Here is a 15,068-nt window from a genome sequence, read left to right on the forward strand (position 1 = left end):
GGTTAGTTTCGCACCAACCACTTCTGAGCATTCAGCCGTTGGACTGCACCAAGAAGCAATAGATCCAACGTCACCTTCCGCTCATCAATTAAGAACGGCTCCAGGGTACTAGCTTTGTGACCCGTGTCTGAGAAAGAGAAGCCTCGCTGACCTTGAATATCGTCCTTAAAGAAGTAGATATTGAACTGTCGTCGTCCTCCTTCCCAGCGACCCACGATCTGCCAGCAATCTGGGGCATCAGTCAAACCAGAAACTTGTACTTTCTGGTTGACAAAGCTTAGATCCAGGTTTTGCAATCCCTGCTTTTCGAGAGCTGTCTTGAGCGCAGGCAGATAGTGTTGCCCGACAAACTCAGCAAAGGGCTTGTCTTCAACAGCGGGTGCTTTTTCTTTCTTGGCTTTGGCAGCAGGAGCAGCATCGTCTCCTTTAGCTTTAGCGGCACCTGCTTTTTTGGCTGCGGCTTTCTCGGTGGAGCCAGGGCCAGGATCAGCCTTAGCTGATTTTGCTGACTTATCTACTGCCGTTTGCGTATCAACGTCTGGACGCGAGGCTTCAGTAGTGGGTTTTTCTCCAGCCGCATTAGGGTTCACATCAGGGTTGGCTGTTGCTGGATCGGGAGCATTGGCCGAGGGAATATCCGTTGCAACCGCTTCATCAGTGCTAGGCGCATTCTCTTCCGCAACGTCTGGGGCTTGTTGGTCAACCGTGCTAGGAGCGACTTCTCCAGCGTCATTGTGATTGGTGGGTTCTGCCATTACTTCGTCAGTCCTTCACTTAGATCTCAGCAACCGCTCGTTCAATTAAGCGACGAGCCAGGGTTTGCACCCCTGTGTGTTCATAATAATTCGTTGTCATATCCAAGAACGCGCCGAGATAGTCTAACTTGTCATTGGAAATTTCAATGAAGTTTTGCAAGTGACTCACGACGGTCTCAGGAGTTAGGTTACGCGAGGTCACAAAGTTACTCATCCAGCCTTGGGTGGAAGCAAAACTTTCGTTGATAAAGCCGAGTTGTCCAGCGGGATTGCCTCCTGGAATTAAGCCACCAATTTGCTTGAAGACGGGATGCTGGGTCAAGTCTCCAGGATTGAGTTGGCTTAGAGCCGACTGAGTTTTCAAAATGAAGTCTGGTCCCAGAGGAATCAAACCATCGAAGCAAACCAGCGCTGCCATCCGCATTAGAGATTCACCACTGTAGTCACCCAAAGACGCCACGAAATCACCAATGCTGTCGCCGGGAATGCCGTTGATTTGACAAAAAGCGACTAACTCAGTCACCAGCTTCAAGCTCAAGTCGATGGTTTGCGCTTTGTCAGCTTTGGGAGTGACGCGATCGAGAAAAGACAGAAACGATACCCGCTCACTGATTTTGTTAGCTAAAGCGGCTGCACCCAAAGCTCCCCCCGCACTATTCACGGTTTGGTAGAGCCACATGGCTCGTTGATAACCTTGCGAGGGGTCGTTGTAAAGCTGAATTGCCCGCTCGCCAACTTGTTGAATTACCCCCTCGTCTGTTTCACCTGTGATGGTGCGAATGGTGTTGTCAAACCCGACTAAGTTTTGCCATTGCCCAGGCACCACAAAGTCTAGAGCTTTGAGGGCATAGACGGTCATGTTATTCGTGGGTAGCTGATCAACCAACTCAAAGATTGGTTTAGCCTGACTCATAGCAAAGACTCCTTATTTCTGTATTTATTAGCCAATGGACTAGATTTACCCTGATTTTGATGGTTCTCGTTTACTCAAACAGTCTTTAGCTCCGATTTCCGGAGTGATAGTACTTCTGAGGCAGCGCTATTACCTTTTTTGAGCAGTCGTCGGTAAGTTTCTTAACCCGTCAAGATCAAATCTTTGCAACCATGCTTCGCGATCGCTCTTAGTAAAAGCAGGGTCACGGGAGAGTACCTTGACTTGATAGCGATTGCCCACCAAAACGCTAGTTGAGTTGGTGCCTGTCTCAACCGCTGGGTAGCCTGCAATCGTTCTAGTGCTTTGTTGGTACTTGCCGGCAGCACTGGGGTTACTAGCAGTATCTGAGATCGCGAGCATTGCCACATCTTTACCCCCTTGCTTCAGTTTGGCTTCCGCAAAACCTGCTTTTTCTTGGGTGTAGACACGCTCATACCCTCCGCCTGGCTGGGGAAAGAACTTATTAAATTGACCGCCGGAAGTAGGCTTAGCAGCAGTTGTAGTCTTGGTTTCAGTAGCTGGTTGCTTCTGAGTCGTTTCTTGCTGCACCTGATCCCAGCGGGAAGGCTCTTCTGGGGCACAAGCTGTGGTGAATATCAAAAGGGACAAACACAGCCCTGCTAAAATCTGTCGCGTGCGAGGAAAAATCATTGCTAACTCCTGCCATAAAAGGGTTTTAAGGACACATTCATCCCTATTATGGCGATCGCGTTTGGCTTATTGGAAAACTACAGAGTTTTTGCGAGTTTGGGTGTATTAGTCGGGAAGATACGTAAAGCCTGATCTGGTACCGACAATTGCACATGGGTACCAATTGGTAGATTAATTGCAGTGGTAGTACGAGCGTGCAATTCCTTTCCAGAAGGGGTGCTGAGGCAGTAACAATACTCTCGGCCTAAAAAGTGGCGATCGCGGATCACTACGGCTGCTTCATTGTCAGCTTCGAGCACTAGATCTTCTTGACGTACCATCAAGTCGCCGATTTCGCTCTCGATCCATTCATCATGCGGCAATTTGAACTGGCCCACTTCCGTTTGCCAAAGCTGCCCTTGCCGCTGCGCCGCTATAAAGTTGGCTTGGGTAACAAACTCGGCTACAAAGCGTGAAGCAGGATGGTGGTAAACCTCCTCGGGTGTGCCAAGCTGCTCCAGTCGCCCTTGTTGCATCACCGCAACTTGGTCTGAGATGGCTAATGCCTCTTCTTGGTCATGGGTGACAAATACCCCAGAAATGCCAGCAGATTTCAGCACTTCGCGGATTTCTTCGCGTAGGCGTAAGCGGACTTGCACATCCAAATTGCTCAGAGGTTCATCGAGCAAGATCAGGGCAGGACGGGGAGCCAAGGCCCGCGCCAAAGCCACTCGCTGCTGCTGGCCGCCAGAAAGTTCGTAGGGATAGCGGTTTTCTAGCCCTTGCAATCTGACTTGGGCGATCGCGTCTGCGGTTCTAGCCTTGATTTGCGCGGAGTCTGCGACTTTCTGCAACCCAAAAGCCACATTCTGCTCCACGGTCAAGTGTGGAAACAGAGCAAAGTCTTGAAACACCATGCCGACCGATCGCTGCTCTGGGGGTATCCAGGTGCCTGGGCTAGCCACAGTTCTGCCTGCAAGGGCGATCGCGCCTGACTGCAACGGTTCAAATCCAGCTATCATCCGCAACAGCGTGGTTTTACCGCAGCCTGAAGGCCCCAAGAGCGCCAGTAAATCGCCTTGAGCCAAGGTCAAGTTCACGTCCTCTACGGCAGCAGTGGAGCTGGTAGGAAATTGTTTAGTAACGCGGTCAAGTTGCAGAATCACGGGTCGGGTCATGGTCGAGCTAGGCGGAGGAAACATAGATACAGAGCAAACTCAGCGGTGAGCTGTCCTCGCATGGTCTTGCGCCAGAACAAACAAGGTGGAGCCAGCAGACACCAAGAGCATCGCTAGGGAAGCTGCTGCTGCCTCGGCAAAGGAAACATTCTCTGTGGCTTGCCAAATCTGCGTGGCTAAGGTTTTAAAGCCAATCGGAGCTAACAAGAGCGTCGCAGGCAGTTCCTTAATCGCGGTTAAGAACACCAGCACGGTTCCACTTAGAATGCCTGGACGCACTAGCGGCAGCGTAATCTCCCTCAAGGTTTGCCAGGGGGTGCGACCTAAACTCCGGGCGGACTCTTCCACCTGAGGATTTACCTGCAGGAGCGAGCTCCGGACGGTGCCGACGGTTTGCGGCAGAAACAAAATCAGATAGGCAAACACCAACAGCGGCAGGGTTTGGTAAATCCAGGGCAAGTAGTTAGCGCCAAAAAAGACCAAAGACAACGCCACAACAATCCCTGGCAAGCCAAAGCCAATGTAGGAACAACGCTCGATCGCTGTCGTAATATGCCCCGGAAAGCGCACTGACAATACGGCCACAGGTAAAGCAAACAAAATCGCTGCGATCGCCGCTAATCCTGCTGCTGAAATGGAGTTGAGGGCCAGGTGCAGCAGCTCGGCTGGAGCTAGCATATCGACTTGGGCTAGCCAGCCCCGCACCAGCCAAAAGATCGTCATGGCAAACGGCAGCACCAAACTCAGCGCTACGATCGCGGCACAAAATATGAGCGCAGGCCATTTCCATGGCCCCAGCTTGACCAGTTGAGGCGATCGCCTGACCGCAGCGGCACGGCTGTAGTACTTAGCCCGCGATCGCACTCGGTACTCCAACCACAGAATTGACAGCACCAACCCCACCAGTACTAGCGCCAGCACCGAAGCTGAAGTACGGTCAAAACTCGACTTGTACTGCAAAAAAATCACGCGAGTAAAAGCATCAAACCGCATCAGTGACGGCGTGCCAAAATCGCGCAAAGCGTACAAAGCGACGAGCAACCCACCCGCCACGATGGAAGGGCGCAGTTGTGGCAGCGTCACCTGCCAAAAAGTTGCCCAAGGGCTACGTCCTAAACTCCGGGCCACTTCTTCTAAGGCTGGATCAATGCCTTGCAAGCCCGCCCGCACGCTCAGCAGCAAGTAAGGATAGGTAAACAGAGTTAGCGCTAGGAGGGTTCCAGGCCAGCCGTAGATAGAGGGTAGTTCCTGAACGCCCAAAGGTTCCAGCAACAATTGCAAGCCACTCCCCCTAGGCCCAAACGTCGCCAGCAGCGTAAAACTGCCCACATAACTGGGAATCGCCAGAGGTAATGTCGTCGCAATCAGCCACCATCGTCGTCCTGGCAAGTCAGTCCGCAGCGTTAAAAAAGCGATGGGAATAGCAATCAACGCCGATAGCAAAGTCACAGCCGCCGCCATTCCCGCACTATTTAGCAGCACAGTGAGCGTCCGGGGCCGAGACAAGAGCGTCCAAATTTGCTCTGCCCCGATCCCCGAAGTCCGAAACACCAGATAAGCCAAAGGTAAGGCGATCGCGATCGCGACCATTGCCCCAGCCAAAGTCAAGAACAAAGGTGGCCCGGAAGCCCTCGGCGATCGCCACATCCATCCCTGTAAGAGACGGTGCAGTCCCTTGGAAACCTGCATTCCCTCTAGATCACTCCAGTTGATTGCAGCAGTTTCAAGGTGGCATCCAAGTCACTCAAGCTAGCCAGGTCAATTTTTGGGGTTTGCACCTGATCTAGACTCTTCAGATTGCTACTCGCCACCTTGACGCCATCGGCTAGAGGATATTCGCGAGTCTCGGTCGCAAAGTAGTTTTGTGCTTCGTTATCTAACAAGAAGGCAACGAACTTCTGGGCCAGTTCTGGACGCTTGGCACTGTCTAGAATTGCAACACCCGCAACATTCACCATAGAACCCGCATCACCTGTGAAGTGATGCTCTACAGGAGCATTGGGGTTCTCCACTTTAACTCGCTCTAGATAGTAGTGGTTCACCAAACCTAAAGCGATTTCACCGCGAGACAGGGCTTCCACGATGGGCACATTCTTGGGATAAACCTTGGGTTCATTGGCTTTCATGCCTTCCAGCCATTGCTTCGCCTTCTCTTCCCCTTCTGTAACCCGCAGAGCGGTAACAAACGCTTGGAACGAACCGTTCGTCGGTGCCCAACCAATTTTGCCTTTCCATTTCGGATCGGTGAGGTCAAAAATCGACTGTGGCAACTCTTCCGCTTTCACCAAATTGGTGTTGTAGTCCACCGTGCGCGCACGGCCCGTAATGCCCACCCATTGCCCAGTCGGGGAATGGAAGCGATCGTCGACCTTGGCGAGCACAGCATCCGGTAACTTGGTAGTGCGATTGGCTTTTTGTAGCGCCCCCAAAGCTCCTGGATCTTGAGCAAAGAAAACATCCGCCGGACTATTCTTTTGCTCTTCTAAAACTGCGGCCACTAATTCAGCCGTATCGCCATAGCGAACTTGAACTTTAGTACCTGTTTCAGCTTCAAACTTTTTAATTAATTCCCCGACGAGTTTTTCATCTCGACCGCAGTACACTACGAGTTCTTCACCTGTGCCGCTGCTAGCCGCAGTGGTGGCACTCGGAGAGTTAGCAGGAGAGGTTTGAGCATTGGGTGTGGAGGAGTTATTAGAACAAGCGATCGCAACTCCTCCAGTTGTCACCGCCAACCCCAACAGGGACAATAATTTACGACGTTTCACAGAGTTCTCCGTACAAGTTGTAGAATCACTTAATCAAAAAAACTATCAATAAAAGCAGGAAACGGCTTTTATATTCATCTAACCAGAAAGGGTGCCAATCCATGTGGGTGAATCAGTATGTGACAGTGGAACATCGCGATCGCCCTAGTCAATATTAATGCAAGTAATTCTCAATTCAAAATCAGAGAAGCATCATGAGTTGCAATCAGAAATCTTGATCTGCTGATTTAGCCCTGCCTTTACCCCAAAGTTTGCTGACAATCCTCCGGAAAAGTGCTTAAAACGATCAGCAACTCCTAGAAGAAACCTTCTACAATGAGTGGGATTTACGAACCATGAACGCTTTAGCAAGACTATGCCTCGTCGCGATGACCTCCGCAAGATTTTGTTGATTGGCTCTGGCCCGATTGTGATTGGGCAAGCTAGTGAGTTTGACTACTCAGGAACTCAGGCTTGTAAGGCACTGCGAGATGAAGGCTACGAGGTGGTGCTGGTCAACTCCAACCCAGCCACAATCATGACGGACCCAGACACCGCCGATCGCACCTATATCGAACCACTCACCCCTGAGCTACTAGAGAAAATCATTGCTAAGGAGCGACCCGATGCCTTGCTACCCACGATGGGAGGGCAAACGGCACTGAACTTAGCCGTTACGTTAGCTAAGAACGGTGTTCTAGAGAAGTACGGCGTAGAGTTGATCGGGGCTAAGTTACCTGCGATCGAAAAGGCAGAAGATCGCAAACTCTTTAAAGCAGCGATGGAGAAGATTGGGGTCAGCGTTTGCCCTTCTGGCCTCGCAGAGAACATGACAGAAGCCAAGCAAATCGCGATTCAAATTGGCTCCTATCCATTAATTATTCGTCCCGCTTTCACCCTAGGGGGATCAGGCGGTGGTATTGCCTACAACCAAGAAGAATTCGAGGAGATTTCTCAATCTGGGTTAGATGCCAGCCCTGTCTCTCAAATTCTGATCGAACAATCACTCTTGGGGTGGAAAGAGTACGAGCTAGAAGTGATGCGCGATCTAGCCGATAACGTGGTAATTATCTGCTCCATCGAAAATATTGATCCGATGGGCATCCACACAGGCGACTCGATCACCGTTGCTCCTGCCCAAACTTTAACCGACAAAGAATATCAACGACTGCGGGATGCTTCGATCAAAATCATTCGTGAGATTGGGGTAGAGACGGGTGGCTCCAACATCCAGTTCGCCATCCATCCCGAAACAGGCGACTTGGTGGTGATCGAAATGAACCCCCGCGTCTCTCGTAGCTCCGCTCTTGCTTCCAAAGCGACAGGATTCGCGATCGCCAAAATTGCTGCTAAGTTAGCCGTTGGTTACACCTTGGATGAAATCCCCAACGACATCACCAAAAAAACTCCCGCTAGCTTTGAGCCGACGATCGATTATGTCGTCACCAAAATTCCTCGCTTTGCCTTCGAGAAGTTTCCCGGTTCTACTCCTGTCCTCACAACCCAAATGAAGTCTGTGGGTGAGGCAATGGCGATCGGTCGTACCTTCCAAGAGTCTTTCCAAAAAGCTTTGCGATCGCTAGAAACTGGACGGGCTGGCTGGGGCTGCGATCGCGCCGAAAAGCTACCTAGCTTAGAGCATATCCGCGCTTCCCTCCGCACGCCCAACCCCGATCGCATCTTTACGGTGCGTCATGCGTTCCAAATGGGCATGACTGTCGCCGAAGTTTACGAGCTAACTGGCATCGATCCCTGGTTCCTCGACAAACTTCAAGAACTGCTAGAAGTAGCCAAGGCGATGAAGCGCAAGTCACTGCAAGAGTTCAGCAAAGAAGAACTTTATGCAGTCAAACAGCAAGGCTTTAGCGATCGCCAGATTGCCTACGCGACCAAAACCACTGAAGACGAAGTTCGAGCTTATCGCAAGAACCTAGGCATTATTCCGGTCTACAAAACCGTCGATACCTGCGCCGCTGAATTTGAGGCTTACACGCCTTACTATTACTCCACCTACGAAGAAGAAACCGAAGTTCTCCCTTCCGACAAACCGAAAGTGATGATTTTGGGCAGCGGTCCTAACCGGATCGGTCAGGGAATCGAGTTCGACTACTGTTGTTGCCATGCCTCCTTTGCTCTAGCCAAAGAAGGGTTTGAGACGATCATGGTTAACTCCAACCCCGAAACCGTTTCCACCGACTACGACACCAGCGATCGCCTCTACTTTGAACCCCTGACCAAAGAAGATGTAATCAACATCATCGAGGCAGAAAATCCTGTCGGCATCATCATCCAGTTCGGCGGTCAAACTCCCCTAAAGCTAGCGGTTCCCCTTCAGGAATATTTGAAGCAGCGGCAGGCTACCAGCGATAGCGCTAATTCAGATTCCATTCCGAAGATTTGGGGCACGTCCCCCGACTCCATCGACGTGGCTGAAGACCGGGAGCGCTTCGAGAAAATTCTCCGCGAACTGGATATTCATCAACCACCCAACGGTCTGGCTCGCAGCTACGATGAAGCCCTGTCCGTTGCCCGTCAAATCGATTACCCCGTCGTCGTGCGTCCGAGTTACGTGTTGGGCGGTCGAGCAATGGAGATTGTTTACTCCGATGCTGATCTAGAGCGCTACATGACCTATGCCGTTCAGGTCGAACCTGATCACCCCATCTTGATCGATAAGTTCTTAGAGAATGCGATCGAAATAGATGTGGACGCGATCGCCGACCAAACCGGACAAGTGGTGATTGGCGGCATCATGGAGCACATTGAGCAAGCGGGCATTCACTCTGGCGACTCTGCTTGTTCTCTGCCCACTACTTCGCTCACTCCCGCAGCTCTCGACACCATTCGCACTTGGACCGTGCAATTGGCCAAAGCGCTGAATGTAGTGGGGTTAATGAACATTCAGTTTGCGGTCCAAGGCGAGCAAGTTTATATCATTGAAGCAAACCCTCGTGCCTCACGTACCGTTCCTTTTGTCTCTAAAGCGATTGGTTTACCGCTTGCCAAGCTTGCGGCTCGCATCATGTCAGGTCAAACCCTAAAGTCGATTGGATTTACGGAAGAGGTAATTCCGCAGCATCTCTCGGTGAAGGAAGCCGTCCTCCCCTTCGACAAATTCCCTGGCACAGACACCATCCTAGGACCCGAAATGCGCTCTACAGGTGAGGTGATGGGCATTGATACAGACTTTGGCAAAGCCTTCGCTAAAGCGGCTCTCGCAGCGGGTCAGCGTCTCCCTCTGTCGGGAACTGTGTTTGTCTCCATGAGCGATCGCGACAAAGCCGCCGTTGTACCTGTGGTCCGTGACCTGATTGACATTGGCTTCCAAGTTGTCGCCACCGATGGCACCCGCAATGTCCTTCGAGAACATGGTCTAGAAGTCGAGTTAGTGCTGAAGCTGCATGAGGGACGGCCTCACGTGCTGGATTCAATTAAAAATGAGAAAATCCAACTCATTCTTAACACTCCTTCTGGAGAAGAAGCCCAAACCGATGCCCGTCTGATTCGCCGTAGTGCTTTGTCTTACAAGATTCCCATCATCACCACGATCGCGGGAGCCAAAGCTACTGCCGCAGCCATTCGCTCTTTACAATCTCAACCGCTAGACGTGAAAGCTCTACAGGACTACATAGCCTAGTTGGCCCATAGCCCCTATCCTGAAGCCTAGCAGTTGAATTCCCTAGGATAAAAGAAGAGTTATACTCCTCATCTTTTAATGGATGGGGAGTATTTTTTGTTGTAGATGCCCCCATAGAGCATTTACGATTTTTTCAGATATGCATTACGATAAGTTACCTTCGCCATACACCAGCCCCTAACCGCTAACTTAGGAACGGATGGCGATCTTTAAAGTTGAAAGCTGCCACAAAAGCACCGATGCCTTGAAGCTGTAGTTGATTTATGAGAGCTTCGGTCGTGAGCAGAAAATCTTAAAACAAGTTAACAATTCCTGGTCAATTCCAGAATTGCAGGGTTAATGATATTCACTGAATTTTGTTGCTCAGGATGCATTCGTGTTGCCGATTCGCGGGTACTCTAACGGTACATTCCCCGAACGCCCAAAATTCAGTCTGAGGAGGTATGCCCAACCTTTTCTCAGAAATGTTACGATTGTTAACATTAAAACCCCTAAAATATTAAGGCCTTAGGCTTCTTATGTTGACAGACACAAACCTCTTAGTCGAAATTGCTATTTCTATCAGCTTGGGAATCGGGTTGGCTGCATTAAGCTTACGTTCCAGATCAGAAGCTCCTGAATACTCTGCGGTTCCTATTCCTGTTAAACCTAACCGGAAGCCGTAAGTTCATCTTGGTCTAGCTGAATTTGTCCCTTGTGTATATTGCCGGCTATTTTTAGCCGGTACCCTCTATTTGCCCCTCGTGTCATCGTCAATCTAAGACTCAGCGCCATGAAAACTGCTCAGACTTCTACCGATCCCGTACGCGCTTACCTCCGAGAAATTGGTCGTGTTCCGCTACTGACCCATGAGCAGGAAATCCTTTATGGAAAGCAGGTCCAGCGTGTAGCAGTGCTTTATGAAATTCAAGAAGCTTTGGCTGAACGCTTAGGCCATGAACCAAGCTTTGTGGAATGGGCAGAGCAAGCCAAAATCTCTGAAAGCGAACTCAATCAGGCGATCGAGGAAGGAGAAACTGCAAAACGCAAGATGGTAGAAGCCAATCTGCGCCTAGTTGTATCTGTTGCAAAGAAGTACATTAAGCGCAATGTTGACTTATTGGATTTGATTCAGGAAGGCACGATCGGAATGCAACGTGGCGTTGAGAAGTTCGACCCTTCCAAGGGCTATCGTTTCTCTACTTACGCTTACTGGTGGATTCGCCAAGCAATTACCCGAGCGATCGCGGAAAAGGGCAGAACCATTCGTTTGCCTATTCACATCACAGAAAAACTCAACAAGATTAAGAAAGCCCAGCGACAACTGGCTCAAAAGCTTGGCAGAGCTGCAACCGCTGGAGAACTAGCAGATGAATTAGAACTCACGCCTCGCCAAGTTCGAGATTACTTAGAGCGGGCACGGCAACCGCTATCTCTGGATCTGCGAGTGGGCGATAACCAAGATACTGAACTGGGTGAACTTCTCGAAGATACCGGACCTTCCCCAGAAGATTTTGCGGCTCAATCTTCGCTGCGGGCAGATTTAGAGCGGTTGATGGCTGACCTCACACCTCAGCAGCAGCAAGTCTTAGCCTTACGGTTCGGCCTGGAAGATGGCAAATCCATGACCCTAGCCAAGATTGGCGATCGCCTGAACATCAGCCGAGAGCGGGTGCGTCAGATTGAGCGGGAAGCTCTAACTAAGCTGCGTAAGCGCAAAGCTGACATGCGGGAATACATTGCTAGTTAACCGCCTGTTACCCTATAACCTCCAGAGCGGGACAACCCATCGTCTTTGGTTCGGTTCTACCTACTGCCTGAGTTCACTACTCCTGTTAGATTGGATTGTAGAAACTTGTAGAAACGTTAACAGTCAAATAACTTAGACAATTAAGCATCTCCTGCTTAATGTCGAGGCTGTTAAGTTCTACTGTCAGGAGGTCCAAGTTGAATAACTCATCTAACCCATTTCCAGAAGTTTTTGGAAGCAGCACCGAGTCTAGTGACTTGCTGTGGCGTTACGTGCAAGCGATGAGCCCCGAAACGGTCTCACAACTATCCAAACCAACCTCGCCTGATGTCTTGCAGGTCATGGAGCGCAATGTCATTGGATTGTTGGGAGGTTTACCTTCAGAACATTTTGAAGTAGAGATCACTACAAGTCGTGAGCACTTAGGTCGTCTTCTAGCCTCCGCTATGATTAGTGGTTACTTCCTCCGCAACGCTGAGCAGCGGATGGCCTTTGAAAAATCTTTGCTTGCTTCTGAAACCTATACTTCTGACGCTGAGTAGGTAGACCACCAGGATTGCCCGTGTCCGCAGTTAACAATAAATCCATTCAACAGAACTCGGTAAATTGGGAAGTCAGTTTGCCGAGTTCTGCTGTATTAGAATTACGGCGATCGCTTTTGGATTGGTATCACCAATTTGGCCGTAACTTACCTTGGCGGCGCAATCGAGATCCGTATGCCATTTGGATCTCAGAGATCATGTTGCAGCAAACCCAAGTCAAAACAGTGATTCCCTACTATGAGCGTTGGTTAACTTTATTTCCAACCGTTGCCACCCTAGCAACCGCTGAGCAGCAACAAGTGCTAAAAGCATGGCAAGGTTTAGGATATTATGCTCGCGCTCGCAACTTACACCGAGCTGCCAAGGTGATTGTTGAACAGCACGGCGCTACTTTTCCCCAAGATTTAGCAGCCGTTCTAAACCTCCCTGGCATTGGCCGTACCACCGCTGGCGGGATTTTGAGTGCCGCTTTTAATCAAGCAGTGGCTATTTTGGATGGTAATGTGAAACGAGTGCTAACTCGTTTGGCGGCAATAGAGGTTCCTCCATCAAAGGCAAGCAAACAACTCTGGGAACTCTCTGAGAATCTCCTTGATCCGGAGCAACCTAGAAATTTCAATCAAGCCTTAATGGATTTAGGCGCGACGCTTTGTACTCCCCAAAATCCTGCTTGCCTGATTTGTCCTTGGAGCACTCACTGCCGAGCTTATCAATTCAATCTGCAATCTGAACTACCCATGTCTGAAACTCGCACCCCTATTCCTCACAAGCTGATCGGTGTTGCCGTGATCTGGAATAACGAAGGCCAAATCCTCATCGATCGCCGCCGTCAAGAAGGATTATTAGGTGGCTTGTGGGAATTTCCTGGCGGTAAGGTTGAGCCCGGGGAAACCGTAGAAGCCTGCATTCAGCGAGAAATTCAAGAAGAGTTGGGCATTGAGGTAGCAGTGGGCGATCGCTTGATCACCGTTGACCATGCCTACACCCACTTCCGCGTCACTTTAAATGTGCATCATTGCCGCCACGTCAGCGGGGACCCACAACCGATTGAATGCGATGAAGTCCGCTGGGTGACTTTGGCAGAAATTGATCAGTTTCCCTTCCCCAAGGCGAACGTACAAATCATTGAAGCCTTGCGTCAAACCAGCAACGTCTAACTCATCTACATTCAACCCAATTAGAATTGGGCAAGGGCGATCGCATCACTGAAAGCCCTTGGCCGATTTCTTTTTGCCTTTGTCTTTCGCCTTAGACTTACCTACTTCAGCTAACGCCTCCTGAAACAGATCATGTAAGTGCACAGGTACGCTCGCAACTTCTGGTAAATCAGGCTCAAGTGGCTTATCAAACTCTTGCAGCAATCCAGGCAAATCCTGCTGTAGTTGAAACTCTGGCCGCTGTAATACCGTTTGCAGCAAACTTTCTAATTGCTTAGGATATTTCTCAGCCAAACGATACCAGACATAAGCATTAATCTCTGGGCTCTCCAAGTATCGGCGCACCAGCTTATCAGCATTGTCAGCACTACTCAAATCATCAGCGATCAATAAACTTTCGAATCGATGGTAGGTCGGTAGAAACATTTGACCCCAGCGAGGATGGGCTAATACTGTCACCTTTTCTGCTTTCTTTAATTCAGCAGGTAGCTCAACCTTAGGCATCACCATTTTCATGGCTTGTGTACTTTCCATGACTTTGGCAACAGCCTTAGCATCCGCTCCTGCTGCCTCCGCTACCAACTCCATTTCAGCTGGGTCTACCCCTGCTTCCGCTGCTATTTCCGCAAGAGACTTAGAATCATCAATGCCAGTATCAGCCAGACGTTGTTGTGTCACCTTCTCCTGCATCTCAGCAATTTTCTTACTGAGTTCATACCCAGACATCGTGACTTCATCACTACCAAAGAAGTCTAGAAAATCCTGATGATATTGTTCTACCGACTGCCAAGATTGCTCTAATAATTCTGGTGCATCACTATAGAGAGCATGTTTATAATCTTGCTTAAAGTTACCGATCGCCACTGCCAACTTGGGTTTACCTAATTTTCCCATTGGAATACAAGGCCCAGAAAACATCCACTCTGTTTCAGTCAGAGGAGAAATTCGAGCTAACAAAATATCCCCAAGTTGGAAACGAGACATCTCTTGTTTTGTCGCCTCATTATTGGGCTTAACTACATAAGGCTTGGCAGTTAGCCAATTCATCAGCTCAAACCCATCGACAAGAGTCTGCCTAATTTCAAACAATCCAATAAAGCTGTGATGCCAACTTGAAAGCAGGGCGCGATCGCTCTCTGACAACTCCGCTTGATCTTCCAAAAACAAATCGAGTGGAGTTTTATCCTCAACCTTGCCCTCGGTCAAAAATGTATCTAACCACAAATTTCTCTGATTAATATCAGGTTGTTGACTACGTAAATGCTCAGCACTATACAATTCCAGTGCTCGCGCCAACTCTCCTTCCGCTTCCAGAACAAATTCAACCAACGCTTGCTTCAAATCTTTTGCTCGTTCCAGAATGGCATCCACGGTTGTATCTCCCATAAACGATGCCACGATAAGCTTTTCAGCTGCTAAGCGTCAAACACCTTTCGGTAGAAACTGTTAGAGGAGAGTAGGCAGGCATATTGAGGTTTCACGTCAGGAATAATCGCATCATCCTACGTACTGTCAGTCCTCTAGATAATTTACATCCCTATTTAGGGAGCGTAATCAACCATACATAAATATGTACAGAGACAACACAGAGAAGAGAGAGGAGCTTACAATAAGCCCTCCTCTCTCTTCTCTGTGTTTGATTATTGCCCTGGCATCGAGCTATTGTCCCGTGGGGCTGCCCCCAAAGTATCGTCGCCGCTACAGCGTTTCACCTCTGAGTTCGGGATGGGTCAGTGTGGTTCCACCGCGCCATGAACAC

General features: G+C 49.8%; 11 protein-coding genes and 1 rRNA gene. 4 read left to right on the forward strand and 8 right to left on the reverse strand.

The window, feature by feature from the left end; all coding sequences use genetic code 11:
• Nucleotides 1-2 precede the first annotated feature (2 nt).
• The 6 genes from H6F90_RS10145 to H6F90_RS10170 all read right to left on the reverse strand — a co-directional run bounded on the left by H6F90_RS10145 (nucleotide 3) and on the right by H6F90_RS10170 (nucleotide 6,265).
• On the reverse strand, nucleotides 3-755 hold the full coding sequence (locus H6F90_RS10145; protein WP_190552341.1) for a DUF2996 domain-containing protein: 753 nt from the start codon (nucleotides 753-755) through the stop codon (nucleotides 3-5).
• A gap of 19 nt (nucleotides 756-774) precedes the next feature.
• On the reverse strand, nucleotides 775-1,668 hold the full coding sequence (locus H6F90_RS10150) for a hypothetical protein (protein WP_190552342.1): 894 nt from the start codon (nucleotides 1,666-1,668) through the stop codon (nucleotides 775-777).
• Between the two features lie 129 nt (nucleotides 1,669-1,797).
• Complete coding sequence (locus H6F90_RS10155; RefSeq protein WP_190552343.1) at nucleotides 1,798-2,340, reverse strand: hypothetical protein; 543 nt, start codon at nucleotides 2,338-2,340, stop codon at nucleotides 1,798-1,800.
• A gap of 77 nt (nucleotides 2,341-2,417) precedes the next feature.
• Entirely contained in the window at nucleotides 2,418-3,521 is a 1,104-nt protein-coding gene (locus H6F90_RS10160) for an ABC transporter ATP-binding protein (RefSeq protein ID WP_370587985.1), read from the reverse strand.
• A gap of 15 nt (nucleotides 3,522-3,536) precedes the next feature.
• The gene (locus H6F90_RS10165) at nucleotides 3,537-5,186 is read right to left on the reverse strand and encodes an iron ABC transporter permease (protein ID WP_199295811.1); all 1,650 of its coding nucleotides are present in this window, start codon (nucleotides 5,184-5,186) and stop codon (nucleotides 3,537-3,539) included.
• Between the two features lie 5 nt (nucleotides 5,187-5,191).
• Nucleotides 5,192-6,265, reverse strand: coding sequence for an iron ABC transporter substrate-binding protein (locus H6F90_RS10170; protein ID WP_190552344.1), 1,074 nt, complete (start codon nucleotides 6,263-6,265; stop codon nucleotides 5,192-5,194).
• Between the two features lie 355 nt (nucleotides 6,266-6,620).
• Here H6F90_RS10170 and carB point away from each other — a divergent pair, with 355 nt between their 5' ends.
• The 4 genes from carB to mutY all read left to right on the forward strand — a co-directional run bounded on the left by carB (nucleotide 6,621) and on the right by mutY (nucleotide 13,309).
• Complete coding sequence (gene carB / locus H6F90_RS10175; protein WP_190552345.1) at nucleotides 6,621-9,881, forward strand: carbamoyl-phosphate synthase large subunit; 3,261 nt, start codon at nucleotides 6,621-6,623, stop codon at nucleotides 9,879-9,881.
• Nucleotides 9,882-10,653: 772 nt separating this feature from the next.
• A complete protein-coding gene (locus H6F90_RS10180) occupies nucleotides 10,654-11,610 on the forward strand; it encodes an RNA polymerase sigma factor, RpoD/SigA family (protein WP_190439820.1) in 957 nt (318 codons plus the stop codon).
• 197 nt (nucleotides 11,611-11,807) lie between these two features.
• Nucleotides 11,808-12,152 (forward strand): DUF760 domain-containing protein, encoded by a 345-nt coding sequence (locus H6F90_RS10185; RefSeq protein ID WP_242017027.1) that lies wholly within the window; start codon nucleotides 11,808-11,810, stop codon nucleotides 12,150-12,152.
• A 20-nt stretch (nucleotides 12,153-12,172) separates the two neighbouring features.
• Nucleotides 12,173-13,309: an A/G-specific adenine glycosylase gene (gene mutY / locus H6F90_RS10190; RefSeq protein WP_190552346.1), complete on the forward strand. Its 1,137-nt coding sequence runs from the start codon at nucleotides 12,173-12,175 to the stop codon at nucleotides 13,307-13,309.
• Between the two features lie 45 nt (nucleotides 13,310-13,354).
• On the opposite strand, the gene H6F90_RS10195 is transcribed toward mutY, so the two are convergent.
• Both H6F90_RS10195 and rrf read right to left on the reverse strand, forming a co-directional pair.
• The gene (locus H6F90_RS10195) at nucleotides 13,355-14,695 is read right to left on the reverse strand and encodes a hypothetical protein (RefSeq protein WP_199295812.1); all 1,341 of its coding nucleotides are present in this window, start codon (nucleotides 14,693-14,695) and stop codon (nucleotides 13,355-13,357) included.
• 260 nt (nucleotides 14,696-14,955) lie between these two features.
• Nucleotides 14,956-15,068: ribosomal RNA gene (gene rrf, locus H6F90_RS10200) — 5S ribosomal RNA — on the reverse strand; the annotation flags it as partial.

The sequence above is a fragment of the Trichocoleus sp. FACHB-591 genome (assembly GCF_014695845.1).
Lineage (GTDB): Bacteria > Cyanobacteriota > Cyanobacteriia > FACHB-46 > FACHB-46 > Trichocoleus.

Coding starts and splice junctions, on each gene's coding strand:
- H6F90_RS10145 (WP_190552341.1), bottom strand. CDS start 755: ATGGCAGAACCCACCAATCACAATGACGCTGGAGAAGTCGCTCCTAGC.
- H6F90_RS10150 (WP_190552342.1), bottom strand. CDS start 1,668: ATGAGTCAGGCTAAACCAATCTTTGAGTTGGTTGATCAGCTACCCACG.
- H6F90_RS10155 (WP_190552343.1), bottom strand. CDS start 2,340: ATGATTTTTCCTCGCACGCGACAGATTTTAGCAGGGCTGTGTTTGTCC.
- H6F90_RS10160 (WP_370587985.1), bottom strand. CDS start 3,521: ATGTTTCCTCCGCCTAGCTCGACCATGACCCGACCCGTGATTCTGCAA.
- H6F90_RS10165 (WP_199295811.1), bottom strand. CDS start 5,186: ATGCAGGTTTCCAAGGGACTGCACCGTCTCTTACAGGGATGGATGTGG.
- carB (WP_190552345.1), top strand. CDS start 6,621: ATGCCTCGTCGCGATGACCTCCGCAAGATTTTGTTGATTGGCTCTGGC.
- H6F90_RS10180 (WP_190439820.1), top strand. CDS start 10,654: ATGAAAACTGCTCAGACTTCTACCGATCCCGTACGCGCTTACCTCCGA.
- H6F90_RS10195 (WP_199295812.1), bottom strand. CDS start 14,695: ATGGGAGATACAACCGTGGATGCCATTCTGGAACGAGCAAAAGATTTG.